This window comes from Candidatus Amarolinea dominans, assembly GCA_016719785.1.
GTDB classification, from domain to species: Bacteria; Chloroflexota; Anaerolineae; order SSC4; family Amarolineaceae; genus Amarolinea; species Amarolinea dominans.
In genome coordinates this window covers 173,860-197,870 of sequence record JADJYJ010000004.1, presented here as the reverse complement: position 1 = coordinate 197,870, position 24,011 = coordinate 173,860, and the positions used below count along the sequence as shown (strand labels likewise).

The following is a 24,011-nucleotide window of genomic DNA, read 5'->3' as shown; positions in this document are numbered from 1 at the left end:
TGGGAATGGCAACTTGTTGCCTGTTTGTAGGCGTATCGGATTCGTGCTATAATCCAGCACACAAGGCAGGGTACACATATCCCTGACACGTTCACGCCTCCACCTTCTGGGGAGGGTAGAGTCGTGGTCGAAAAACCTGGTACACAGGGAATCATCACAAGTACGAAGGAAAAGACAATGCCATCACTTGGCCCGTTCGAACTGATTATCATCCTGGTCATTGTTGTCATCTTTTTTGGCGTTGGCAAACTCCCCGAGATCGGTGGCGCGATCGGCCGCAGCCTGGCCGAGTTTCGCAATGCAAATCGGACCGATGACAGTATCACGAAGACACCCCCAGACCCGTCGGCCTCCTGATTCAGTGCGCTACCCGGCAACCAGGGCGCACCAGGTTTCGGCCATCCACTCATGAAAATCCTGACGTATAACATCCATCACTGGAACGGGCGCGATGGCCGCGCCGACATCGAACGCCTGGCGGCTGTGATCGAACAGAGCAAGACCGACCTGGTTTCGATGAACGAAGTAGTGCATCCTGTGCGCCGGCGCGGGCATCTGGAGTTCCCCTTGGTGCAGTTGGCAGAAGCGGTCGGCATGCACTGGTCCTTTGGCAGCAGCAGCCGCCACATCGAGGGCGTGGATTGGCGCGGGCCGGTAGGCAACGCCATTCTCAGCCGTCACCCCATCCATGATTTCAACAACCACCTCTTGCCGCGCCTGCCCGGCACCCAACAGCGCTCCATGCTTCTCGCGCACATCGCCGTCGAAGGACTGCAACACGCGTTCACCTTTGGGGTGACGCACCTGGATCATGCGCTGGAAGCGGTGCGCCTGTGGCAGATTCGCGGCCTGCTGCGCGAAGCCCGTGATTTTCAGTATCCGCATCTCATTGCTGGCGACTTCAACACCCACACCCCGCGCCGGGAACGCTGGGTGCCCGCCACCCTCACCCACCTGCGTGAGGCCGGCTATGTAGATGCCTTTGCCCAGGTGGGCCGTGGTCTGGGCGCCACCTTCCCGGCACGCCGCCCCATCTTCCGCATTGACTACGCCTTCGTGCCCACGCGCTGGGCCAATCGCCTGGTCTATGCCGAGGTGCTCGATAACTATCTGACGCGCATCGCGTCCGATCATCTGCCTCTACTGTTGGAGTGGGATTTACACTCGTGCTACATGCACTAGCGTTCAACATCCACGGCTGGAAGGGTATGGACGGGCGGTTCGATGTGGAGCGCCTGGCACGTATCATCGCCGGTGCTGCCACCGACGCGGCGGCGCTTGACGTGGTGGCATTGAATGAAGTCTACCATCCATTCGTCCAGCCGGACGCTGCGCAACCGCTGTTGGCGCGCCTGGCCGCGCGTCTCGGCATGAATTTTGTTTTTGCCCCCACCCTCCCCCCCGGCCCTTTCGACGACCCGCAGACTGCTTTCGGCAATGCCATCCTCAGCCCCCATCCCATCCTGGCGTTTGCCGGCCATCGGCTGACCACCCCGGCCGGACACCCCGCCCGTGTACTGCTTGAAGCGCGTCTGCTCCTGCCCGACCGCCGTTCACTCACGGTCTACGCGACCCACCTGGATCACCAAAGCGAGGCCGTGCGCATGGGCCAGGTGCAGGCCCTGCTGCTTTGGGCCGGCCGCGATCGCGGCCGCTCGCATCTGCTCCTGGGTGATCTCAATTCCCTCGCCCCTGCAGATTATGTCGGCCAGGAAGATGCTGTGGCCCATCTGCAGGCCGACGCCATCGCCGCACACCTCGTGCGTGACGGCATGCAGGTCCTGCCGCGCCTGTTGAAGGCCGGCTATCATGACTGTTTTGCACGTGCGGGTCAAGGCACTGGGCTAACCTACGGCACCGCCCATGAGAAGATCCGCATTGACTACTGCCTGGCCGCCGGCCCCCTGGCCGACCAGGTCACGGCTTGCCGCCGCCTGGACGACGATGATGTCCGCCTGGCGTCCGATCATTTCCCCCTGTTGACCGAGTTTGCGTGGTGAGAGACGCCAGCGCTGCCGTCCGGACCAATTCACCGATCGCACGATTCGCCACAGGCATCCGACCTGTCCGATCATCATTCCAGGAGGTTCTCAGTTATGTCCGAGTCGCGTTTCATGCTCAGCCAGAAGGATATCCCCACGCACTGGTACAACATCGTCGCCGATTTGCCGGCTCCGCTTGCGCCGCCGCTGCATCCAGGCACCGGCCAGCCCATTGGGCCGGCCGATCTGGCGCCGCTCTTCCCGATGGAGCTGATTCTGCAGGAAGTCAGCACCGAGCGCTACATCCCAATCCCCGAAGAAATTCGCGAGATTTACAAACTCTGGCGGCCCACACCCCTGCTGCGCGCCGTGCGCCTGGAAAAAGCGCTCGGCACGCCGGCCAAAATCTACTACAAGTACGAGGGCGTCAGCCCGGCCGGCAGCCACAAGCCGAATACGGCTGTGCCCCAGGCGTATTACAACGCCAAAGAGGGTGTCAAACGTATCAGTACCGAAACAGGCGCCGGGCAATGGGGTTCGTCCCTGGCCTTTGCCTGCCAGCTCTTCGGACTGGAATGTCTCGTCTATATGGTCAAGGTGAGCTATCATCAGAAGCCCTACCGGCGCTCGATGATGCATACCTGGGGCGCGCGCGTCGTCGCCAGCCCATCCACCGACACCCATGCGGGTCGCAGCATCCTGGCTGAACACCCGGATTCGCCAGGCAGCCTGGGCATCGCCATCTCCGAGGCGGTGGAAGTGGCCGCGTCCGATCCGGACACCCGCTACGCGCTCGGTTCGGTGCTCAACCACGTGCTCCTGCATCAAACCGTGATCGGTCAGGAGGCCAAGCAGGCCCTGGCCGCCATTGGCGATTACCCGGATGTGGTCATCGGCTGCGTGGGCGGCGGCAGCAGCTTTGCCGGGCTGGCCTTCCCCTTCCTGCAGGACCGCCTGACCCAGGGTCGCCAGACGCGCTTTCTGGCCGTGGAGCCGGCCGCCTGCCCCAGCCTGACCAAGGGCAAATTCGCCTACGACTTCGGCGACGCCGTCGGCATGACACCGATGGTCAAGATGTTCACGTTGGGTCACACCTTCATGCCGGCCGGTATTCACGCCGGTGGTCTGCGCTACCACGGCATGGCGCCGCTTATTTCGGCCCTGGTGGCGACCGGAGACATCACCCCGGTGGCCTATCACCAGAACCCGGTCTTTGCGGCCGCCGTCAAGTTTGCCCGCACCGAAGGAATCATCCCTGCGCCCGAATCGGCCCATGCCATCGTCGCGGCCATTGACGAAGCCCTGGATGCCAAGGCCAAGGGCGAAGAACGGGTCATCGTCTTCAATTTGAGTGGTCATGGCTTCTTCGACATGACCGCCTATGACCAGTACCTGGCCGGCAACCTGGTTGACTACGAATACCCGGCGGATGCGGTGGCAGAGGCGTTACAGCACCTGCCCGTTGTCGGATAACTCCCGTAACGCAATCCGCCGGATTGCACCCCCCGTAACGCAATCCGCCGGATTGCACCCCCCGTAACGCAATCCGCCGGATTGCAAGATACCGAGACTCAAGAGGAGATTTACCATGACCGTTGTTGCCATCGTGGGAGCGCAGTGGGGCGATGAAGGAAAGGGCCGCGTCGTGGATTTCCTGGCCCAGGATGCCGCCTGCGTGATTCGTTTTCAGGGTGGCGACAACGCCGGTCACACTGTCATCAATCAGTTTGGCGCCTTTCGCCTGCACCTGGTGCCATCGGGCATCTTCAACCCGGCCACCGTCAACATCATCGGCACCGGCACCGTTGTCAACCCGGCCGCGTTGCTCGACGAAATGCACGAGCTGACGGCCGCCGGGGTTGACCTGGGCAACCTGTGGCTTTCGGACCGGGCGCAGATTCTCATGCCATACCACCGTCGAGCTCGACGGCCTGGAGGAGATGGCACGCGGGGGCCGCGCCATCGGCACCACCAAGCGCGGCATCGGCCCGGCCTACGCGGACAAGGCCGCGCGCTGGGGCGTGCGCCTGGGCGATCTCAAGCATCAGGCCTGGCTGCGCGAGCGTCTGGAACAGATTCTCCCGCACAAGAATCAGGTGCTGCAACACTACGGCCAGCCGCCGTGGAGCGTGGATGATGTCTATGACCTGTGCATGACCTGGCACGAAGCTCTCTACGGTCGCATCGTGGACACCATACCCATGATTCGTGACCTGTACCGGGCCGGCAAGTTCATCTTGCTGGAGGGTCAGCTCGGCATCATGCGCGACATTGACTGGGGAACCTATCCCTTTGTCACCTCCTCCAATCCGCTGGCCTCCTTTGCCGCGGTGGGCGCGGGCCTGCCGCCCACCGCGCTCGATGAGATCATCGGTGTGGTCAAGGCCTACTCCACCTGCGTCGGCGCCGGGCCATTCCCGGTAGAACTGTTCGATGAAACCGGCCAAACCATCCGTGAGATCGGCCGTGAGTTCGGCGCCACCACCGGGCGCCCGCGGCGCTGCGGTTGGTTCGACGGCGTCGCCCTGGCCCATTCGGCCTGGCTCAACGGCTTCACCCACCTGACCATCACCAAGCTCGATGTGCTCGACACCCTGCCTGAGCTCAAGATCTGCGTTGCCTACCGGATCGGGGAACGCATGATAGATTACATGCCTGATACCCCGCTCCTGCAAGAGGCCGAGCCAATCTACGAATCATGGCCGGGCTGGCAGGCGCCCACCACCAACTGCCGCTCCTGGGACGAACTGCCCGCGGCCGCACAGGCCTATCTGCGCCGCATCCAAGACCTGGCGGGCGTCCCCATCCGTTGGGTCTCGGTCAGCCCTGAACGCGACAAGATCTTTGCCGTATGAGCGCTGATCTGGTCTTTGCCCACGACACCTTCATCTCGCCCTTCACCTGGCGTTACGGCAGCCCGGCCATGCGCCAGCTCTGGTCCGAGGAGCACAAGCGCCGCCTGCTGCGCCGTGTGTGGGTGGCCCTGGCGCGCGGCCAGATGGCGGCCGGCCTGGTCACCGCCGCGCAGGTGGCCGACCTGGAGGCGCATGCGGATCAGATTGACATCGGCCGCGCCCAGGAAATCGAAGCGATCATTCAGCACGACCTGATGGCCGAGATTCGGGTGTTCGCCGAACAGTGCAGCGTGGGCGGGCCGATCATTCACCTGGGCGCCACCAGCATGGATATCCTGGACAATGTCGAGGCGCTGCGCCTGCGCCAGGCCCTGGATCTGATCATCGCCGGGCTGGGGCGCTGCCTGTCTGTCCTGGCCGGGCAGATCGAACGCTACGCCGATCTGCCCGGCATGGCGTTCACGCATCTGCAGCCGGCTGAACCCACCACGCTGGGCTACCGGCTGGCGCAGACCGGTCAGGATCTGCTGACGGATTGGGACGAGCTGTTACGCGTGCGCCAGGGGATTCGCGGCAAGGGTCTGCGCGGCGCGGTGGGCACGGCCGCCTCGTACGAACAGTTGTTGACCGGCGCCAGCATGAGCGCGGCCGATTTTTCGGCGCGCGTCATGGCGGACCTTGATCTGCCTGAGTATGACGTAGTGACGCAGACCTACCCGCGCAAGCAGGATTGGCTGGTGCTCAACGCGCTGGCCGGGCTGGCCGGCAGCCTGTACAAATTTGCCTTTGATCTGCGCCTGCTGCAGTCGCCGCCGCTGGGCGAATGGGCGGAGCCGTTTGGACGTCAGCAGGTGGGATCATCGGCCATGCCCTTCAAGCGCAACCCGATCCACGCGGAGAAAATTGACAGCCTGGCGCGCTTCGTGGCCGCGCTGCCGCGCGTGGCCTGGGACAACGCCGCGCACAGCTTGCTGGAACGGACGCTGGACGACTCGGCCAATCGGCGCGTGCTCTTTCCCGACGCGTTCCTGGCCGTAGACGAGATTGTGCAGACGGCATTACGTTTGCTAACAGGGCTGGTGATTAACGAAGCGGCCATCGCCCGCAACCTGGCGACCTACGGCGTCTTTGCGGCCAGCGAACGGCTGTTGATGGAAGCGGTCAAGGCGGGCGGTGACCGCCAGACGCTGCATGAAGTGATTCGCGAACACAGCCTGGCCGCGTGGCTGGCCGTGCAGCGCGGCGAACCCAATCCCCTGGCCGCACGCCTCGTGGCTGATGCGCAGTTGCAGGCGTTACTGGCGCCAGACACGATCGAGACCCTGCTCGACGCGTCGCACTACGTCGGCGACGCGCCGGTGCGGGCCAGGGCGCTGGCGGCAAAGATCCGCCAACACGCAATGGTCAGTCATGCAGGCTGAAGTACGGGAGGTAATATCCAACAGGCGGGAACCTGTCGCAGACCGAGCGCTTGCCAGTGTTCGAATTCGGTGCGCCATTGCGCAAAGACATCTCTGCCATGCAGGGGAATAGACATTACGGTCCCCCTGACAAGAATTCATCGAGTCGTATTGTAGCCGATTTTACGCAAAGAAGCAACGACCGGAGGAGGAGATCATGGAATTTGGCGTGAAATTAGCCGAAGGCAAAACGAAAGCTGTGTATGCACACCCGGATAATCCGAGCCTGGCCTACCTGGTTCACAGGGACAATATCACGGCCGGCGACGGCGCCCGGCGCAACATCATCGAGGGGAAGGGGCAGGTGGCGGGACAGACCACCGCGAACGTCTTTGCCTACCTGAACCGACACGAGGTGCCGACCCATTTCGTCTCCGCGCCGGCCGCGGACGTCACCCTGGTGCGCCGCTGCACCATGATTCCCATCGAAGTGGTCATGCGCCGCCTGGCGACTGGCTCCTATCTCAAGCGCCATCCCGATACGGCCGAGGGCCATCGCTTCGACCCGGTGCTGGTCGAGTTTTCTCTCAAGGATGATGCACGCCATGATCCGCAAATTTCGGGTCTGGAGATCGTCAAGAGCGACATTGCCAGCGATGTCGAGGTGGACCTCTTCATCCAAGCCGGCCGACAGGTCTTCGAGCTGCTGGAACAGGCCTGGGCCAGGCTGGGCATCCAGTTGGTGGATCTGAAGATCGAGTTCGGCCGCCTGCTCGGCTTCAGCAGTGACAACCTGGTGGTGGCCGATGTGATTGACAACGATTCCTGGCGCCTTTGGCCGGGCGGCGACAAGGCGCAGATGCTCGACAAGCAGCTCTATCGCAACATGCAGGTGGTGACGCAGAAGGGGCTGACCGACTTGATGGAGAAATACGAGACCGTGGCCGCGCTGACAGCCCGGTTTTAGCCATGCGACTGTTCGATACGTATGCGGCAATGCCAAATTTAGCGCACATTAGAGTTTATGACCAATAAGGTTTTTCCCCACTGACATCAAGAAATGTGCGTTGAAATGGCGTGTACGCCCCAGCAGTTGGGACGATTCAAGGGCGGTGGAGGGATGCCGTTACACGGCTTCTTATTGTGCATAAACTCTATTCAACCACAAGGAACGCAGAGAACACAAAGAAGCGGCAGATCAGACGCAAATTGGCTTCATCTCTGTGCTCTCTGTGCTTTTTGTGGTCAATAACTCGTTCGGATTTGGAATGGCTGGATCGTATGGACCGGGCTTGAAACCTGACGCCACAGCCGCGCTGATCGCACGACACTCGGAGGACAAGGGCATGAGCCATGACATCATCGTCCCCATCATCATGGGGTCAAAAGCGGATTTGAGCCACGCGCAGGCCATTGCCAGGGCGCTGACTGCGCTCGGCATTCACAGCGAACTGCGCGTCGGTTCCGCGCACAAGGCGCCCCTGCACGTCCTCCACATTCTGGAACACTACGAAGCCGATCCTCGCTCCAAGGTGTACATCACGATCGCCGGTCGCTCGAATGCGCTCAGTGGGTTTGTAGATGCCAATGTGACCGCGCCCGTCATCGCCTGCCCGCCCTACGCGGACCGTTTTGGCGGCGCGGACATCTACTCCAGCCTGCGCATGCCCAGCGGTGTGGCGCCGGCTACCGTGCTGGAGCCAGAGGCAGCCGCGCTGTTGGCCGCCAAGATTCTGGCGCTTGGACATGAGGACCTGCGCGAGCGCGTCTTCGCCTATCAGGCCGCCTTGCGCGCCACCATCGAAGCCGACGACCGGGACTTGCGTTAGAAACCCGGCTTTTGGAGAACGAGTGTCGTTTTATGAACGATGTAGATGAGTTGAGTAGCGACAAGTTTAGCGATGCGTGTGGGGTCTTTGGCGTCTGTGCGCCCGGCGCAGACGTGGCCCGCCTCACTTTTTTTGGCCTGTACGCCTTGCAGCACCGCGGGCAGGAGAGCGCGGGCATTGCGGTGAGTGATGGCAACGCAGCAGCCTTGCACAAGGGCATGGGTTTGGTGGCCCAGGTGTTCGATGAGCACAACCTGGCGCCCCTGCAAGGGCACCTGGCGATTGGTCACACCCGCTACTCCACCACCGGCGGCTCGTTTCTGCGCAATGCCCAACCCTACCTGATCGAAACCATCCACGGGCCGCTCGGCGTGGCGCACAACGGCAATTTGACCAATGCGCTGACCCTGCGCCGCGACATGCTGGAACGCGGGGTCGGCCTGACCTCCAGCAGCGACAGCGAGGTCATCACCCAACTGCTGGCCGCGGCCACCCCCTCCGGCGCCGGCAGTCCATTCGCTCGCCTCATGCCGGCCGGCACGTGGGAGGATCGCATCTCCGCGTTCATGCAGCGCGCGGAAGGCGCCTATTCCCTCACCATTCTGACCCGCGACGCAGTCTTCGCGGTGCGCGACCCGTGGGGGTTGCGGCCGCTGTGCCTGGGACGCCTCGACCTGAACGGTCATGGCGCCGGCTGGATCGCGGCCTCTGAATCGTGCGCGCTGGCGACCATCGGCGCGGCGTATGTGCGCGATGTGGAGCCGGGCGAGATCGTGCGCCTGGACCGCCAGGGGATGACATCCACCCAGGGTCGCCGGCCGGAGCCACGCGCGTTCTGCATCTTCGAGCTGGTCTACTTCGCCCGCCCTGATTCGACGATTGACAACCAGACGGTCCACCAGGTGCGCCAGCAGTTGGGCCGCGAACTGGCCCGCGAGGCGCCGGTCGCTGACGCCGATGTGGTGGTTGGTGTGCCTGATTCCTCCACGCCGGCCGCGATTGGCTATGCGCAGGCGTTGGGCATTCCGTTCAGTGAAGGTTTCACCAAGAATCGTTACATCGGACGCACCTTCATCCAGCCCGATGACCGTCTGCGCAAGGCCGGCATTGCGTTGAAGTACAACCCGCTGCCGGCCAATCTGGCTGGCAAGCGCGTCGTCATGGTGGATGATTCGATCGTGCGCGGCAACACCGCCGGGCCGCTGGTGCAGCTCCTGCGCCAGGCCGGCGCGGCCGAGGTACACGTGCGGGTGTCGTCACCGCCGGTGCAGCATCCGTGCTTCATGGGCATTGACATGGCGACGCGCGAGCAGCTCATCGGCGCCTCCAAAACTGTCGCCGAGATTTGCGAGATCATCGGCGCAGACAGCCTGGCCTATCTGTCGCACGACGGCATGATGGCCGCGATTCACGCAGGCCAGACCTCACAGGCCGGCTTTTGCCGCGCCTGCTTCACCGGTCAGTACCCCGTGCGCCTGGAGGAATGGTGGGCCAAGCGCAACGGGCAAGTTGTTGTTTGACGCGCTGTGGCGTATAATCATTTCAGGTATCATGCTCAGGATTGGCAAGCGGAGATGTCAGATGTCAGCCAAAAAGACACACCTTGCACGACACGAACGCGCTGCACTAGGTGCGCTGGTTAGACGCCTGCACCAGCGTTACGGCGGCGACTTGGAGCGTGTGGTGCTCTTCGGTTCGAAGGCGCGAGGCGATTTCAACAGCGAATCCGACCTTGATGTTTTGGTCGTTGTTTCGATGCGCAGCGGTGAGTATCGGCGCTACTGGAACGAGATCGTTGATATCGCGTGTGATGTCGAATTGGAGTATAACGTCGTAATATCACCGATCATCAAAGAAGCCGCGATCTATGCCAAAATGCGCAGCCAGGGACTTCTGTTGACGCGCAACATCGAGCAAGACGGAGTAAGCTTATGGATGACGCCGCCAAGCGCACGATTCTGCTGATTGGTTCCGGCGGGCGTGAACATGCCCTGGCCTGGAAGCTGGCGCAGTCAGCGCACGTCGGACAGATTTGGGTGGCGCCGGGCAACGGAGGCACGGACCTCGTTGGCGTCATTCAGAATGTGGCGCTCGACGCCGCGGATGGCCCTGCGCTGCTGGCGTTCGCGCAGAGCCACGCGGTGGATTTGACCGTCGTTGGCCCTGAGGCGCCCCTGGCAGCCGGCATCGTAGACCTCTTTCAGGCCGCGGGACTGCGCATCTTTGGCCCCACCCAAGCCGCCGCGCAGTTGGAAAGCTCCAAAGCCTTTGCCAAGGACTTCATGTGGGAAACCGGTATCCCCACGGCCGGCTATGCCATTTTCGATGACTACGAGGCTGCGCTTGAGTATGTGCGCCAGGTCGAGCGACCGTTGGTGGTGAAGGCCAGCGGTCTGGCCGCGGGCAAGGGGGTCATCGTCTGCGATGACATGCTGCACGCGGAGCAGGCCGTGTTCGATATGCTGCGCGCCCGCGTGTTCGGCGAGGCCGGCGACCTGATTGTGATCGAGGAGCGCCTGGTTGGATCGGAGGTGTCGCTGTTGGCCTTTTGTGATGGCACGACGGTGGCGCCGATGCTGCCGGCGCAGGATCACAAGCGCGTGGCCGATGGCGACCGCGGACCGAACACCGGCGGCATGGGCGCTTTCGCACCCGCGCCCCGCCTGACCGCAGCCCTGGTAGATCAAACCGTGCGCACCGTGCTGCAGCCCGCGCTGGATGGACTGGCGGCCCAGGGTACTCCGTTTGTGGGCGTGCTCTACGCCGGGCTGATGCTCACGCCGGCTGGCCTGCGCGTGCTGGAGTTCAACGTGCGCTTCGGCGACCCCGAAACCCAGGTCATTCTGCCTCTGCTCGCAAACGACCTGCTGGATGTCTTCGACGCCTGCCTGGACGGGCGCCTGGCCGCGTGCAAGCTGCGCTGGAAGGCGGGCGCAGCCGTCACCGTCGTCGCGGCCGCGGCCGGCTATCCTGGCGCGTATCCGCAGGGCGATCCCATCACCGGCGTGGAAGCGGCCAACGCCCTGCCGGGCGTACAGGTCTTTCAGGCCGGCGCCCGGCGCGAGGGCGAACGCCTGCTAACCCACGGCGGCCGCGTGCTGGCCGTCACCGGCGCCGGCGCGGACTTCGATGAAGCCCGGCGTCGCGCCTATGGCGGGATGGAGCAGATTCATTTCGAGGGAATGCATTTTAGGAGAGATATTGGGAGTTGAGGGAGATCGGAGATCGGAGAGCGCAAGGAGTTTTTTGCCACGAATTACACGAATTCTCACGAATTGTCCCTGTGTCAATGGGCGTCATTCGTGGCAAAGGGTGGAGATTGGAGAGCGGAGATCGGAGATTGGAGATCGGAGATTGGAGACTCAGGACCGGGAAACTTCCGCCTTCCACACACCCGGTCTCTGGTCTCTGATCCCTGATCTCTCTTTGGCTGAGGCAGGAATGAGATGACGACGTATCAAGACGCGGGGGTTGACATCGAGGCGGGCAATCGGGCGGTGGCGCTGATGAGGGCGGCCGTGCAGGCCACGTATACCCCGGCTGTGTTGGCCGGCATCGGTGCGTTCGGCGGGTTGTTCGACGCGGCGGCGCTGCAGACGATGACCGCGCCGGTGTTGGTGGCCTCTACCGATGGGGTGGGCACCAAGGTCAAGGTGGCCGCGCAGATGCAGCGTTTTGACACCATCGGCGCGGACCTGGTCAATCATTGTGTCAACGACATTCTGGTGCAGGGCGGCCGGCCGCTCTTTTTTCTCGATTACATCGCGGCCAGCCGGCTGGCGCCGGCAGAAGTGGCGGCCGTAGTCACCGGGATGGCGGACGCGTGCCGGGCCGTGGGCTGTGTGCTGCTGGGCGGCGAAACGGCCGAGATGCCCGGCGTTTATCAGGCAGGCGAGTTCGATGTCGCCGGCACGATCGTCGGCGTGGTCGAGCGCAGCCGCATCGTGGATGGCCGCGACGTGCAGGTGGGCGACGTGCTGATGGGCCTGCTCAGCAATGGCTTGCATACCAACGGCTTTTCGTTGGCGCGGCGCGTGCTTGCCGGCTTGGATTGGGCCGCGCCGCACCCGGAGTTGGGCTCCGGGCGCAGCATCGGCGACGCGCTGCTGCTGGTCCATCGCTGCTACCTGCCGGAGGTGGAGCGACTTTGGGCGGCCGGGGTGGTCATCGAAGCGATGGCGCACATCACCGGCGGCGGGTTGCTGGACAATGTGCCGCGCAGCCTGCCCGCTGGCCTGGGCGCAGGGATCGAAGCCGGCGCCTGGCCCGCGCCGCCCATCTTTGAGCTGATCCGCCGTTTGGGTGAGGTGCCGGACGACGACATGTTCCGCACCTTCAACATGGGCGTTGGCATGGTCATCGTGGTCGCGCCAGACGCCGTTGCTGCTGTGCGCCAGGCCCTGGGCGCGGATGCCTACATTATCGGTCGTGTGATGCCCTGGTCGGGCGCCGGGCCGCGTGTCATCATCGCTTGAGCGATTGAAATCGCGCCTGGTGGGCGTTCCGCCGGGCGCCCACCTGCGTGGACGCGATGCCGGCCGGCGCAGGCCGACATGGCGGCGGCACGCCTTGCATCCCGAATTCATTCGGCGGCTTGTTGTGAGGGGAAGCCATGTCTGAAACAGTGTCCCTGGCCCGCCTGGTCGTTCTGATTTCAGGCAGCGGCAGCAATCTGCAGGCCCTGCTCGACGCCTGTCAGGACGGTCGTTTGCCGGCGCGGGTGGCGGCCGTGGTTTCCAACCGACGTGACGCGTACGGGCTGGTGCGGGCGCAGCAGGCCAGCGTGCCCACCCTCTACTTCCCGCTCAAACCGTACAGCGATCAGGGCCTGCCGCGTGAAACCTATGATCGCGACCTGGCGGCGCTGATCAGTTGTTTTCAGCCCGATCTGATCGTGTGCGCGGGCTGGATGCAGGTCTTGACGCCGATTTTCATCACCCCCTTCGCCGATTGTCTCATCAATCTGCACCCGGCTCTACCCGGTCAGTTTCCGGGCACGCACGCCATCGAGCGCGCGTTCGCGGCCTACCAGGCCGGCGAAATCGAAGTCAGCGGCGCGATGGTGCATGGCGTCGTACCGGAGGTAGACGCCGGTCCCGTGCTTGATTTTGTCGTTGTGCCCTTTGATCCCCGTGACCAGTTCCATGATTTCGCCAAACGGCTGCACGCCCACGAACACACCCTGCTGGTGCGCGCCGTTCAGCGCTGGCTGGCAACTCGCCCCCAAAGGAGATATATTTCTTCATGACGATTCAACGTGCTCTACTGAGCGTGTACGACAAGTCAGGGCTGCTCGACCTGGCGCGCATTCTGGTCGCGCAAGGGGTTGAGCTTGTGGCCAGCGGCGGCACCGCGCGCGCCTTGACGCAGGCCGATCTGCCCTGCACCCCGGTTGAAGAGGTCACACATTTTCCTGAAATGCTGGGCGGCCGCGTCAAGACCCTGCACCCTGCTATTCACGGCGGCATCCTCGCCCGCCGCACGCCGCAGCACCTGGCCGATCTGCGCAAGCAGGGGATGCAGCCGTTCGACCTGGTGGTGTGTAATTTGTACCCGTTCACCCGCACCGTGGCCCGCGCCGACGTGACCGAGGCCGAGGCCATCGAGGAGATTGACATCGGCGGCGTCACCCTGCTGCGGGCCGCGGCCAAGAACTTCGAGTCGGTCACGGTGTTGTGCGATCCACAAGACTATCTGACCGTGGCGCTGCATGTAGAGAAGAGCGAGGCCGTGCCGGCCGAGACGCGGCGTCACCTGGCGCTGAAGGCCTTCCGCCACACGGCCGCGTACGATGCCGCGATTGCCACCTGGTTGGGTCGCCAGGTCGAGGGCGCCGATACTTTCCCGGCCGTGCTGACGCTGAGCGCCGAGCTGGCGCAGGTGTTGCGCTACGGCGAAAATCCCCATCAGCGCGCCGGCTTCTACCGCTGGCCCGATGCCGCGCGTGCCCTGTCCCAACTAAGCGGTGAGAAGGAAATGAGTTATAATAATTACGTGGACCTTGACGCTGCCTGGGGCATGGCGCAAGAGTTTTCCCGGCCGACGGTGGCCATCATCAAGCACACCAACCCCTGCGGCCTGGCCAGCGCCGACAGCCTGGTCGAGGCGTATCAGTTGGCCCTGGCGGCCGATCCGGTCAGCGCGTTTGGCAGCGTGATTGCCGTCAATCGCCCGCTGGACCTGGCAACCGTCGCAGCTATCGGCGCACTGTTCGTCGAAGTGCTGGCTGCGCCGGCGTACGAACCAGAGGCGCTGAAGGCGCTCAAGCGCAAGAAGAACCTGCGCGTGCTGGAGGTCAAACCGGAGGCGGTCCTGCCCTACGCCATGCGCACCGTTCATGGTGGGCTGCTGGTGCAGACGCCTGATGACACGATCGAGCCGGCAAACACCTGGCAGGTGGTGACGCAGCGCCAGCCGACGGCAGACGAAATGACCGCGCTGGACTTCGCCTGGCGCGTGAGTAAACACGTCAAGTCGAACGCCATCGTCTTCACCACGGCCAACGAGGTGGTGGGGGTGGGAGCCGGGCAGATGAGCCGCGTGGACTCGGTGCGCCTGGCTAGCCAAAAGGCCGGAGAGCGGGCCAAAGGCGCGGTGGTCGGATCAGACGCCTTCTTCCCGTTCCCCGATGGCGTGGAGGCCGCGGCCGCGGCCGGTTGCACTGCCGTGGTTCAACCCGGCGGCTCCATGCGCGACGCGGAGACGATCGCCGCGGCGGACCGCCTGGGGCTGGCGATGTGCTTCACCGGGGTGAGGCATTTCAAGCATTAGATAGGAATTGCAAATCTCGAAGCAAAAGGGGGAAAGATGTTTACGACAAGTCATGGTGTGGCGGTGTACGAGAAATTCATACTCGTGGCCGTGGAGATGGATGACGTCGAAGATTTCGGCGAAGAGGAACTGTGGGACGCGGTCGAAGAAAATGACTGGATCCTCGCACAAGATAAGCCAAGTGTCCTGGTCTACGTGGATAGCAACGACGACATCAATTACTACGGCGATGAGGACCTGGTTGACGAAGCCGCCGAAGTGAGCTACGAAGACATCGCCTGGGGTCAGCCGATCACCCTGGAGTGGCTGGAAGAGGGCGACGAGGAAGCAGAAGAGTGAGGAATGCTGAATGCTGAATGCTCAGAGCTGAATGCTTGGCGCTTTCTGCGAAAACGCCGGGGGTGCAACATTCCTCATTCAGCTTTCATCGTTCAGCATTGCCCGGAAAGGTTGTGAACCATGGCGGTCACAGATGCCGCGACCGGTCAGAGCCATGACTGGCGCCGGCTGTTCGATGTAGAACAACAAGTGCCCCTGCTGGACGGCAGCACGCGTACCTATGTCAATTTCGACAACGCGGCTTCCACGCCGCCGCTGCGGGCGGTCACGGCTGCGGTCAATCGTTTCTTGCCGTGGTATTCCTCTGTCCACCGCGGCAGCGGCTTCAAGAGCCAACTGGCAACGTTCGCCTACGAGGATGCTCGCCGGGCGACGCTGCGCTTTGTTGGCGCGGACCCTCACACCCACGTCTGCATCTTTGGCAAGAATGCCACCGAGGCGCTGAACAAGCTGGCGCGGCGTCTGCCATTTGCACCGGGACGTGACACCATCCTGGTCTCCATGATGGAGCATCACTCCAACGATCTGCCCTATCGGGCCGTGGCCAACGTCGTCCATGTCGCCATCAAGCCAGATGGCAGCCTGGATGAGGCCGATTATGAGCGCAAGCTGGCGCAGTATGCCGGGCGAGTGGCGCTGGTGGCCATCACCGGCGGCAGCAACGTGACCGGCATCATCAATCCGGCGCCGCGCCTGGCCGCGCAAGCCCATGCCGCGGGCGCGCAGTTTTTGCTCGACATCGCGCAACTGGCGCCGCACCGTCCGATTACCATGGGCAGCCTGGACGACCCCGGTCATTTCGACTACGTGGCCCTGTCCGCGCACAAGCTCTATGCGCCCTTCGGCACCGGCGCCCTGATCGGCCGGCGTGACACCTTTGCCCAGGGTGCTCCCGATGTGCGCGGCGGCGGCACGGTGGAGATCGTCACCGAGGATGGCGTCTGGTGGAGCGATCCGCCGGAGCGGGACGAAGCCGGCAGCCCCAACGTCGTGGGCGCGGTGGCGCTGGCGACAGCTATCGAGCAACTGCAAACGGTGGGCATGGACAACGTGGCCGGCCACGAGGCCGAGTTGACGACCTATGCCTTGCGTCGCTTGTCCCAGGTTGAGGGCCTCGAAATCATCGGCGACACTGACCCTGCACGCGCAGCCACGCGCCTGGGCGTCATTCCGTTCAACGTGCGCCACGTACAGCATTTTCTGGTAGCTTCCATCCTGGGCCACGAATTCGGCATCGGTGTGCGCAACGGCTGTTTCTGTGCGCATCCGTACATCCTGCACCTCCTGGGCCTCGACGCGGCGCAGACGCAGCAGGTGCGCGATGAGATGCTGGCCCATGACCGCGCCCATATGCCGGGACTGGTGCGCATCAGTTTTGGCCTGTACAACACCCTGGCCGAAGTGGATTACCTGCTGGAAGCGTTGAGCAAAATCGCCCGCGGCGACTACAAGGGTCATTACGTGCAAGATCAGACTTCTGGCGACTATGTGCCCAGTGGCTGGCAGCCCGATTTCAGGTCGTTTCTGACCTAAAAATAGCCTTGTACCGCAATTCTCCGGATTGCAGCGCCCACGACGCAAGCGGCCGGGGGTTGAGGTGAGGCCGTTCGTATGGATTGCGCTTCGAAGGAGAATGTCATGGGTCACATCGTCAATCCCGACCGATCCTACCACCTGCTGCAGCAGCGCCTGGATCGCAATGTCACCGGCGCGCCGGAAACACCGGCTTTCATGCAAATCCTCAAGCTCCTCTTCTCCCCGACCGATGCCGAGATCGCCCGTCAACTGCCGACCAACTTCACCGGGCTGACGGACCTTTCCCGCAAGCTGCATCTACCCGAAGCCGAGTTGCTCGACATCCTGAGCGGCATGGCGGAGCGCGGCTGCGTCATTGACATCGAACGCCACGGCCAACGTTACTTCTCGCTGGCGCCGGTTGTCATTGGCTTCTTCGAATTCACCTTCATGCGCCTGCGCCCGGACGCCCCGCTGCCCGAACTGGCGCGCCTGTTCGATGCCTACTTCAAAGAGGATGATCGCTTCGCACGCGCGATCTTTCAGCACGAAACCCAGATCGGACGCTCGCTGGTGCGTGAAGAGGCGCTGCCGGCTGACGTCAGCGGTCAGCACGTCGAAATTCTGGACTGGGAGCGGGCCAGCACGATTGTCAAAACGGCGACCGATGCCGCCGTCTCCTTGTGCGCCTGCCGGCATCATGCCAGCCACCTGAACGAAGACTGCGGCCGGCCGCAGCGCACCTGCCTGTCGTTCAACTACGGCGCCAAAACGCTCGTGCGCAACGGCGTGGCCGAGCGTATCACCAATAGCGAGGCCATGGACATCCTGGAGCTGGCAAAAGTCAATGGACTGGCGCAGACGGCCGACAATGTGCAGCGCAACGTCGGCTACATCTGCAACTGCTGCGGTGACTGCTGCGGCATGATGAACGCCATTCGCCGCTTCGACCTGCGCGGCGCCATCGTCACCTCGAACTGGATCAGCGACATTGACCTCAGCCACTGCAACGGCTGCGGCCGCTGCGCCAAAGTCTGCCCGGTCAACGCCATCACCATCGAGGAACAGCAGTTGACCAACCGGCGCAAGCGCTGGGCCGTCCGTAATGCCGATCTCTGCCTGGGCTGCGGCGTCTGCTACAGCGCCTGCCGCCACGGCGCGCTCTCCATGAACCCACGGCCGCGCCGCGTCTTCACGCCGGAGTCCACCTTCGATCGCATGGTGGCCATGGCCATCGAGCGCGGCAAGCTCGCCGACTTGATCCTGGACAACACAGAAGGGCTGGGCTATCAGGCCGTCGGTCGCATCATCCAGGTCCTGGAGAAATCACCGCCGTATAAAGCGGCCCTGGCCATCAAACCGCTGCGCTCCATTTTCCTTGACACCGTCGTGCGCGGCATCAAACTGGCGGCCGGCCCGGCCAGCGCGGATGTTCAGTAATTAACGCATCGTGTAAATCGGAGAAAGACGGCAGTGGTATTTCGTACTCTGGCGCTGATGCGCAAGGAGTTTCGCCACATGTTTCGGGATCGGCGCACGTTGACCACGCTGTTTGCCATTCCCATCGTGCAACTGATCCTGCTGGGCTATGCGGCCAACACCAACGTCGAGCACCTGGCGACGGCCGTCCTCGATCTCGACCGATCCGCGCAGAGCCGCGACCTGATTGCCACTTACCAGGCCTCCAACTACTTCGACATTGTCATCTATCCGGCCGATCGTCAGGCCCTGGGGCGCCTGATAGACCGCGGCGAAGTGCGCACCGGCATCGTCATTCCTCCCGGCTTCGGCACAGCCCTAACCAGGCGCGAGCGGCCGGCCATCGAGTTTATCATTGATGGCTCGGACCCGGCCATTGCCAACACCGCTTTTGCCTCCGCACAGAGCGTGGGTCAGGCATTCTCGCTTCAGGTGTTGACAGAACTATTGCACAGTGACCGCCAAGAGCAGCCTGGCGTTGATGTGCGCCCGCGTGTCTGGTACAACCCGGAGATGCGCAGCGCCAATTACATGGTGCCCGGCCTGGTCGGCATCATCCTGCAGATGCTCTCCATGATGACCACGGCCCTCGCCATCGTGCGCGAGCGCGAGCAAGGCACCATGGAGCAGTTGATCGTCACCCCCGTGCGCCCGGTCGAGATGATCCTGGGCAAGGTGACACCCTACGCCTTGATCGTCTTCATCAACACCTGTGCGGTTCTGGTCCTGGCCGTCCTCTGGTTCCAGGTGCCCATTCACGGCAGCGTGACCCTACTGCTGTTCCTGATCGCTTTCGCCATGATCTCGTCCCTGGCCCTGGGCCTGCTGATCTCAACGATTGCGCACACTCAGCAAGAAGCCATGATGTTAACCTACTTCTTCTTCCTGCCCTCCATTTTTCTGGCCGGCTACATCTTTCCCCTGGAAGCCATGCCCGCGCCCCTGGAGTTCGTCAGCCAGTTCGTGCCCCTGCGCTACCTGCTGACCATCATTCGGTCGGTGGTCCTCAAAGGCGTCGGGCTGGACATGCTCTGGCGTGAGGTCATCATCCTGGGCCTGTTCAGCGTCGGCATCCTGACCCTCGCCACCGTTCGTTTTCGCAAACGCCTGGAGTAGACGATGCCCGCTGTCGCAGTCGCTGACCCCGTGATCGTCGCCAAAAATCTTGGCCGTGCCTTCGGCTCCATCGTCGCGGTGACCGGTCTCGATTTGACCATCGCGCGCGCGGCGGTGTTTGGGCTGGTGGGGCCAGATGGCGCCGGCAAAACGACCACGCTGCGCATGCTGGCAACCATCCTGGCGCCGACGACCGGTTGGGTCACAGTGGCCGGTTTCGATACCATGACCGCGGCGCAGCCGATCAAGGAGCGTATCGGCTACATGGCGCAGGAATTTCGCCTGTATGGCGACCTGAGCGTACAGGAGAACCTCGATTTCTTCGCCGACATTTGCGGCGTGCGTGGTCGCGTGCGCCGTGAGCGCATCGAGCGCCTGCTCCACTTCGCCCGCCTGACCGAATTTACGCAGCGCCGCGCCAGTCAGCTTTCCGGAGGCATGAAGAAGAAGCTGGCCCTGGCTTGCTCGCTCATCCATCAGCCCGACATCCTTCTGCTCGACGAACCGACGACCGGGGTGGATCCGCTGGCGCGGCGCGAGTTTTGGGATATTCTGTCCCAGTTGCACCTGCAAGGGGTGACGATGGTGATCAGCACGCCCTACATGGATGAAGCTGAACGCTGCTCCGCCATCGGCCTGATGTACGAAGGACGCCTGGTGGTCAGCGGCACACCCGCCGAGATCAAGCGCCTGGTGACCGGTGAGATCATCGAGGTCTGCCCGCAGGGCGCCGGCCAGGGCGTCAACCTGATCCGCCGCGCCGAGGCGCTGGTGCATAGCCTGCCCGGCGTCATCGAGGTGCAAACCTACGGCAACCTGCTGCACATCATCGTGGAAGATGCGGCGCGTGGCATGCCCGTGGTGGCCCAGGCCCTGCGCAGTCACGGCATCGAGCCGGCCGGCTTGCGCACCACCACCGCCCGCATGGAGCAAGCCTTCATCTGGCTGATCCGCCGGCAGCAGGGACTTGGCGAGGGAACAGCATGATCGCGGTGAAGGTGGATCAACTGAGCAAACGTTTTGGCGATTTTGTGGCGGTGGACGACATCTCGTTCGAGGTGCCACGCGGGCAGATTTTTGGCTTTCTAGGCCCCAACGGCGCGGGTAAGACCACCACCATCCGTATGCTGCTCGGTCTGCTGCGCCCCAGCGCAGGCAGCGCCACGGTGTTGGGGCTTGACGTGCAGCGTCAGGCCGAAACCCTGCGCCAGCGCATCGGTTACATGAGCCAGAAATTCAGCCTGTACAACGACCTGACGGTGGACGAGAATCTGAACTTCTACGCCGGCGTCTACGGCGTGCGCGGGGCGCGGCTGCGGCAGCGCAAAGCGGATATTCTGGCGATGGCGGGCCTGGTCGGGCGCCAGCGCACCCTCACGCGCCACCTCTCCGGCGGCTGGAAGCAGCGCCTGGCCCTGGGCGCGGCCATGCTGCACGAGCCGGAGATGCTCTTCCTGGATGAGCCGACTGCCGGTGTTGATCCCCTCTCCCGCCGCACGTTCTGGAACCTGCTCTATGAGCAGGCTGCCGCCGGCGTGACTATTTTGGTGACCACCCACTACATGGATGAGGCCGAGAATTGCCAGGCGCTGGCGTTCATTCAGCGCGGGCGCCTCGTTGCCAGCGGCTCACCGCAGGAGATCAAAGAGACGCAGATGCACAGCCAGGTCCTGGAAGTCACCTGCGATCAGCCCGATGCGGCTGTGGTGGCGCTGCGCAGGCTGGGGATTTTCGAAGAAGTGGCGCTCTATGGCGCGCAATTGCATGTGATCACGCCTGACGCCGCGGCCCGACAAGCCGTGGTGACGCAGACGCTGACCGCCGCCGGCGTCCACGTGCTGGCCCTGGCCGTCATCCCCCCCTCGCTGGAAGACGTTTTTATTGCCAGCGTTGGTGGTGCGCGGCACGTGTAACGCAATCCGCCGGATTGCGGCGCCATGCGGTCCGGAGGCGTTTTCGCAGAAAACGCGTAACTACTCAGCCATCCGTCGCCAACGATTGAAATCGGCGGCTGAAATGGCGGAAACCTGCTGAAGCAGGTTCGAAACGCCGCCCGCAACCCGCTTCCGCGGGTTTCCAGGGGTATCAGGCGTTGGATTCATCCGATGCCGGGGGCAGGCTGAGTTGTTACGAAAACGCGGAGTTGCTTTATGAAAAATCGTTTGCTGCGCCCAGCTTTGGGCATCATGCTGCTGGTGCTGCTGGGCAGCACGTGGTATGCCTGGCAGCACCCTGCTTTGATCCCAGCCGCCTTGAGCCGGTTGGGTCTGACGGTGGCCGGACCGGCGGCGAGTGACCGGCGGGCATCCGGCTTCATCGAAGCCCCCACCGTGGCCGTCGCCGGCGAAGTCAGCGGTGAAATTGCGCGCGTGCTGGTTGGCGCCGGTGACACCGTGTCCGCCGGCCAACCCCTGCTTGAGATTGACACGACCCTGCTGGCTGCCCAACTGGCCGAAGCCGACGCGGCGGTGGCCGTGGCGCAGGCCCAACTGGCGCGCATCGAGGCCGGGGCCAGGGCCGAGGAGATGCATGTGGCCGCCGCGGCCGTGACGCTGGCGGAGACGCGGCGGGATGGCGCCTGGCAAGCCTGGCAGGATGCCCTGACCTTGCAGGCCAACCCGCAAGAGCTTGATCTGCAGATCGCCAACGCCCGTAGCCAGGTGGCGGTGGCGGAGGGGCGCCTCTTGCAGGCCACGGCGCTGAAGGACGCGGCCGAGCTGCTGGCCAGCGTCCGCCAGCGCCAGGTAGCCACGATCGGCGATTCGCCGGTCGTGGGGGATGCCGTCAAACATCAGCTTGACATAAACTGGAACCTGGCGACGGCCGATGTCTGGAGCGCGTGGGCCAATCTCAATCGGGCCGGCGCCGCGCGCGATCTTGCACAGCAGGCCCTGACCAGTCTCCTGGCCGTGCGTCAGAACCCGCAGGGCGCGGCCATCCAGGTGGCGCAGGCGGAGGCCGGCTATCGGCAAGCCGCGGCGGCCGTGCCGGTGGCGCAGGCCGCGCTGGCGCAGATGCAGGCCGGCGCATCATCCACCCAACGCGACGTGGCCCAACGCGGGGTGGCGCAGGCCCGCGCCGCATCTGCGGCCCTGGCAGCCCTGCGCCCCAAGTACACACTGGTCGCGCCCGCGGCCGGCCAGGTGCTGGAGATGAGTACACACGTGGGTGAGACCGCCATGCCCGGCGTGACCCTGCTGCGCCTGGGCAATCTCGACACGGTTGACCTGGTCGTCTATGTGCCGGAGCCGAGCATGGGCGCGGTGCATCTGGACGAGGCCATCACCGTGTGGGCCGATGCGTTCCCGGACGCCCCGTTTCGCGCGGAGGTGGCCTGGATCGCTGACCGGGCCGAGTTCACGCCCAAGAATGTGCAGACGCAAAATGAGCGTGCGCAAACGGTCTTTGCCGTGCGCCTGCGCATCAGCAACCCGGCCCATGCCCTGAAGCCGGGCATGGGCGCAGAGGTAAGTTTTGATGTGGGCTTTGGCGCTGACGCCGGCCCGGGGCCGGCTGACCGCCAGCCGGCAGCGCGCGCAGGCAGCGGCGCGGGCGTGCAAGGCTCAGGCGCCATCGAAGCGGATGTGCTGGCGCTGACGAGCGAGCTGGGCGGGCGCATCGTCGCGCTCCATGCCGCCGAGGGAATGACCGTCACGCAGGGCGCCACGTTGATCGAATTGGATCGCACCTGGTTGCTGGCGCAAGAGAATCAGGCGGACGCTGCGCTGGCCACGGCCCAGGCGAACCTGGCGCATATCTCTGCGCCGCCGCGGCTCGAAGCCATCGCGGTGGCGCAGGCCGAGCTGGCGCAAGCGCAGGCCGGCCGTGACGGCGCGTACACCGTCTGGCGGTCAGTGCAGGCGGTGATCACGCAGCCGTTGGAACTGAACAGCCGCGTGGCCGCGGCCGGGCGCCAGGTCGCGCTGTGGGTGCAGCAGGTAGACGCGGCGCAGGCAGGCGTCAAGACCGCGGAAATCCAGCGCGACGAAGCTCTTCGTCACGTGGCGACGGATGACGACCGCACCCGTGCGCAAGCCGCGGCCAGGCAATTGGACGCGGCGCAGGCCAATCAGGCCGCGGTCGCGGCCGAGCTGGCCGGCGTCCGGCGTCAACTGGCCCTGCTGCAGGCCCTGCGCGCCAACCCCCTGGCCCTACAGGCGCAGGCCAACGCGGCGCAGGCCGCGTATCGGCAGGCCGAGGCCGCCGTGCAGGTGGCCGCGGCGCGGCTGACCGCGGCCCAGGCCGGGCCGCGCGCCACCGAGGTTGAGGTGGCCCAGGCGCAAGTCAACCAGGCCGAGACCGCCCTGACTACCATCCACAGCCGCTTGGCCCGACTGACGCTGACCGCGCCGCGCACAGGCGTCATCTTGGAGCAGGCGGCGCGCCTGGGGGAACTGGCCGTGCCGGGCGCGGTGCTCCTGCGCCTGGCTGATCTCGACCGGGTCAGTCTCAGGGTCTACGTGCCGGCCGGCCAGCTCGGTCAGGTGCAGATCGGGCAGGTTTTCGCCGTGACCGTGGACGCCTATCCCGGCGAGCTTTTCAGCGCCCGCGTGAGCGAGATTGCCGCCGAGGCGGAGTTTACCCCCAAGACCGTGCAGACCAGCGCCGACCGGGCCAACCTGGTGCTGGCCGTCAAGCTCAGCCTGGACAACGCCGGCCACCGGTTGAAGCCTGGCATGCCCGCGCAGATCAGGTAGAGGGGGGCTGCCGCATCCTGCGGAGTCC

Annotated in this window: 20 protein-coding genes and 1 pseudogene; all 21 read left to right on the top strand. The window is 64.1% G+C overall.

What is annotated here, in order from left to right:
• Positions 1–177: 177 nt before the first annotated feature.
• The 21 genes and pseudogenes from tatA to IPM84_07260 all read left to right on the top strand — a co-directional run bounded on the left by tatA (position 178) and on the right by IPM84_07260 (position 23,983).
• Positions 178–357, top strand: coding sequence for a twin-arginine translocase TatA/TatE family subunit (gene tatA / locus IPM84_07360; GenBank protein MBK9092585.1), 180 nt, complete (start codon positions 178–180; stop codon positions 355–357).
• Positions 358–408: 51 nt separating this feature from the next.
• Positions 409–1,182 carry an endonuclease/exonuclease/phosphatase family protein gene (locus IPM84_07355; protein MBK9092584.1) on the top strand — a complete coding sequence of 258 codons (774 nt, stop codon included), beginning with the start codon at positions 409–411 and terminating at the stop codon, positions 1,180–1,182.
• Entirely contained in the window at positions 1,167–2,000 is an 834-nt protein-coding gene (locus IPM84_07350; GenBank protein MBK9092583.1) for an endonuclease/exonuclease/phosphatase family protein, read from the top strand. The genes IPM84_07355 and IPM84_07350 overlap by 16 nt, the downstream gene beginning before the upstream one ends.
• 96 nt (positions 2,001–2,096) lie before the next feature.
• Positions 2,097–3,455 carry a TrpB-like pyridoxal phosphate-dependent enzyme gene (locus IPM84_07345; GenBank protein MBK9092582.1) on the top strand — a complete coding sequence of 453 codons (1,359 nt, stop codon included), beginning with the start codon at positions 2,097–2,099 and terminating at the stop codon, positions 3,453–3,455.
• 115 nt (positions 3,456–3,570) lie between these two features.
• Positions 3,571–4,837, top strand: a pseudogene (locus IPM84_07340) (adenylosuccinate synthase).
• Complete coding sequence (gene purB, locus IPM84_07335) at positions 4,834–6,258, top strand: adenylosuccinate lyase (protein MBK9092581.1); 1,425 nt, start codon at positions 4,834–4,836, stop codon at positions 6,256–6,258. Before IPM84_07340 ends, purB begins: the two are co-directional and overlap by 4 nt.
• Before the next feature lie 196 nt (positions 6,259–6,454).
• On the top strand, positions 6,455–7,204 hold the full coding sequence (locus IPM84_07330) for a phosphoribosylaminoimidazolesuccinocarboxamide synthase (GenBank protein ID MBK9092580.1): 750 nt from the start codon (positions 6,455–6,457) through the stop codon (positions 7,202–7,204).
• A gap of 379 nt (positions 7,205–7,583) precedes the next feature.
• Positions 7,584–8,066, top strand: coding sequence for an AIR carboxylase family protein (locus IPM84_07325; protein ID MBK9092579.1), 483 nt, complete (start codon positions 7,584–7,586; stop codon positions 8,064–8,066).
• 32 nt (positions 8,067–8,098) lie between these two features.
• Positions 8,099–9,586 (top strand): amidophosphoribosyltransferase, encoded by a 1,488-nt coding sequence (gene purF / locus IPM84_07320; protein ID MBK9092578.1) that lies wholly within the window; start codon positions 8,099–8,101, stop codon positions 9,584–9,586.
• Between the two features lie 61 nt (positions 9,587–9,647).
• A complete protein-coding gene (locus tag IPM84_07315; GenBank protein MBK9092577.1) occupies positions 9,648–10,031 on the top strand; it encodes a nucleotidyltransferase domain-containing protein in 384 nt (127 codons plus the stop codon).
• Positions 9,998–11,278 (top strand): phosphoribosylamine--glycine ligase, encoded by a 1,281-nt coding sequence (gene purD / locus IPM84_07310; protein ID MBK9092576.1) that lies wholly within the window; start codon positions 9,998–10,000, stop codon positions 11,276–11,278. Before IPM84_07315 ends, purD begins: the two co-directional genes overlap by 34 nt.
• A gap of 234 nt (positions 11,279–11,512) precedes the next feature.
• The gene (locus tag IPM84_07305) at positions 11,513–12,541 is read left to right on the top strand and encodes a phosphoribosylformylglycinamidine cyclo-ligase (protein MBK9092575.1); all 1,029 of its coding nucleotides are present in this window, start codon (positions 11,513–11,515) and stop codon (positions 12,539–12,541) included.
• A gap of 137 nt (positions 12,542–12,678) precedes the next feature.
• Positions 12,679–13,314 carry a phosphoribosylglycinamide formyltransferase gene (gene purN, locus IPM84_07300; protein ID MBK9092574.1) on the top strand — a complete coding sequence of 212 codons (636 nt, stop codon included), beginning with the start codon at positions 12,679–12,681 and terminating at the stop codon, positions 13,312–13,314.
• Positions 13,311–14,837, top strand: a complete 1,527-nt coding sequence (purH, locus tag IPM84_07295) for a bifunctional phosphoribosylaminoimidazolecarboxamide formyltransferase/IMP cyclohydrolase (GenBank protein ID MBK9092573.1) — start codon at positions 13,311–13,313, stop codon at positions 14,835–14,837. The genes purN and purH overlap by 4 nt, the downstream gene beginning before the upstream one ends.
• 36 nt (positions 14,838–14,873) lie before the next feature.
• A complete protein-coding gene (locus IPM84_07290) occupies positions 14,874–15,176 on the top strand; it encodes a hypothetical protein (GenBank protein MBK9092572.1) in 303 nt (100 codons plus the stop codon).
• Between the two features lie 120 nt (positions 15,177–15,296).
• Positions 15,297–16,709, top strand: a complete 1,413-nt coding sequence (locus IPM84_07285) for an aminotransferase class V-fold PLP-dependent enzyme (GenBank protein MBK9092571.1) — start codon at positions 15,297–15,299, stop codon at positions 16,707–16,709.
• Between the two features lie 105 nt (positions 16,710–16,814).
• Positions 16,815–18,131 carry a 4Fe-4S binding protein gene (locus tag IPM84_07280; GenBank protein MBK9092570.1) on the top strand — a complete coding sequence of 439 codons (1,317 nt, stop codon included), beginning with the start codon at positions 16,815–16,817 and terminating at the stop codon, positions 18,129–18,131.
• Between the two features lie 57 nt (positions 18,132–18,188).
• Positions 18,189–19,286, top strand: a complete 1,098-nt coding sequence (locus IPM84_07275; GenBank protein ID MBK9092569.1) for an ABC transporter permease — start codon at positions 18,189–18,191, stop codon at positions 19,284–19,286.
• Between the two features lie 3 nt (positions 19,287–19,289).
• Positions 19,290–20,273 carry an ABC transporter ATP-binding protein gene (locus IPM84_07270; protein MBK9092568.1) on the top strand — a complete coding sequence of 328 codons (984 nt, stop codon included), beginning with the start codon at positions 19,290–19,292 and terminating at the stop codon, positions 20,271–20,273.
• On the top strand, positions 20,270–21,199 hold the full coding sequence (locus IPM84_07265) for an ABC transporter ATP-binding protein (protein ID MBK9092567.1): 930 nt from the start codon (positions 20,270–20,272) through the stop codon (positions 21,197–21,199). The genes IPM84_07270 and IPM84_07265 overlap by 4 nt, the downstream gene beginning before the upstream one ends.
• Positions 21,200–21,436: 237 nt before the next feature.
• Positions 21,437–23,983, top strand: a complete 2,547-nt coding sequence (locus IPM84_07260; GenBank protein MBK9092566.1) for an efflux RND transporter periplasmic adaptor subunit — start codon at positions 21,437–21,439, stop codon at positions 23,981–23,983.
• Positions 23,984–24,011: the final 28 nt, after the last annotated feature.

Bases quoted from the DNA above. Each gene is read 5' to 3' on its own strand.
- tatA (MBK9092585.1), top strand. From the start codon at position 178: ATGCCATCACTTGGCCCGTTCGAACTGATTATCATCCTGGTCATTGTT.
- IPM84_07355 (MBK9092584.1), top strand. From the start codon at position 409: ATGAAAATCCTGACGTATAACATCCATCACTGGAACGGGCGCGATGGC.
- IPM84_07345 (MBK9092582.1), top strand. From the start codon at position 2,097: ATGTCCGAGTCGCGTTTCATGCTCAGCCAGAAGGATATCCCCACGCAC.
- purB (MBK9092581.1), top strand. From the start codon at position 4,834: ATGAGCGCTGATCTGGTCTTTGCCCACGACACCTTCATCTCGCCCTTC.
- IPM84_07330 (MBK9092580.1), top strand. From the start codon at position 6,455: ATGGAATTTGGCGTGAAATTAGCCGAAGGCAAAACGAAAGCTGTGTAT.
- IPM84_07325 (MBK9092579.1), top strand. From the start codon at position 7,584: ATGAGCCATGACATCATCGTCCCCATCATCATGGGGTCAAAAGCGGAT.
- purF (MBK9092578.1), top strand. From the start codon at position 8,099: ATGAACGATGTAGATGAGTTGAGTAGCGACAAGTTTAGCGATGCGTGT.
- IPM84_07315 (MBK9092577.1), top strand. From the start codon at position 9,648: ATGTCAGCCAAAAAGACACACCTTGCACGACACGAACGCGCTGCACTA.
- purD (MBK9092576.1), top strand. From the start codon at position 9,998: ATGGATGACGCCGCCAAGCGCACGATTCTGCTGATTGGTTCCGGCGGG.
- IPM84_07305 (MBK9092575.1), top strand. From the start codon at position 11,513: ATGACGACGTATCAAGACGCGGGGGTTGACATCGAGGCGGGCAATCGG.
- purN (MBK9092574.1), top strand. From the start codon at position 12,679: ATGTCTGAAACAGTGTCCCTGGCCCGCCTGGTCGTTCTGATTTCAGGC.
- purH (MBK9092573.1), top strand. From the start codon at position 13,311: ATGACGATTCAACGTGCTCTACTGAGCGTGTACGACAAGTCAGGGCTG.
- IPM84_07290 (MBK9092572.1), top strand. From the start codon at position 14,874: ATGTTTACGACAAGTCATGGTGTGGCGGTGTACGAGAAATTCATACTC.
- IPM84_07285 (MBK9092571.1), top strand. From the start codon at position 15,297: ATGGCGGTCACAGATGCCGCGACCGGTCAGAGCCATGACTGGCGCCGG.
- IPM84_07280 (MBK9092570.1), top strand. From the start codon at position 16,815: ATGGGTCACATCGTCAATCCCGACCGATCCTACCACCTGCTGCAGCAG.
- IPM84_07275 (MBK9092569.1), top strand. From the start codon at position 18,189: ATGCGCAAGGAGTTTCGCCACATGTTTCGGGATCGGCGCACGTTGACC.
- IPM84_07270 (MBK9092568.1), top strand. From the start codon at position 19,290: ATGCCCGCTGTCGCAGTCGCTGACCCCGTGATCGTCGCCAAAAATCTT.
- IPM84_07265 (MBK9092567.1), top strand. From the start codon at position 20,270: ATGATCGCGGTGAAGGTGGATCAACTGAGCAAACGTTTTGGCGATTTT.
- IPM84_07260 (MBK9092566.1), top strand. From the start codon at position 21,437: ATGAAAAATCGTTTGCTGCGCCCAGCTTTGGGCATCATGCTGCTGGTG.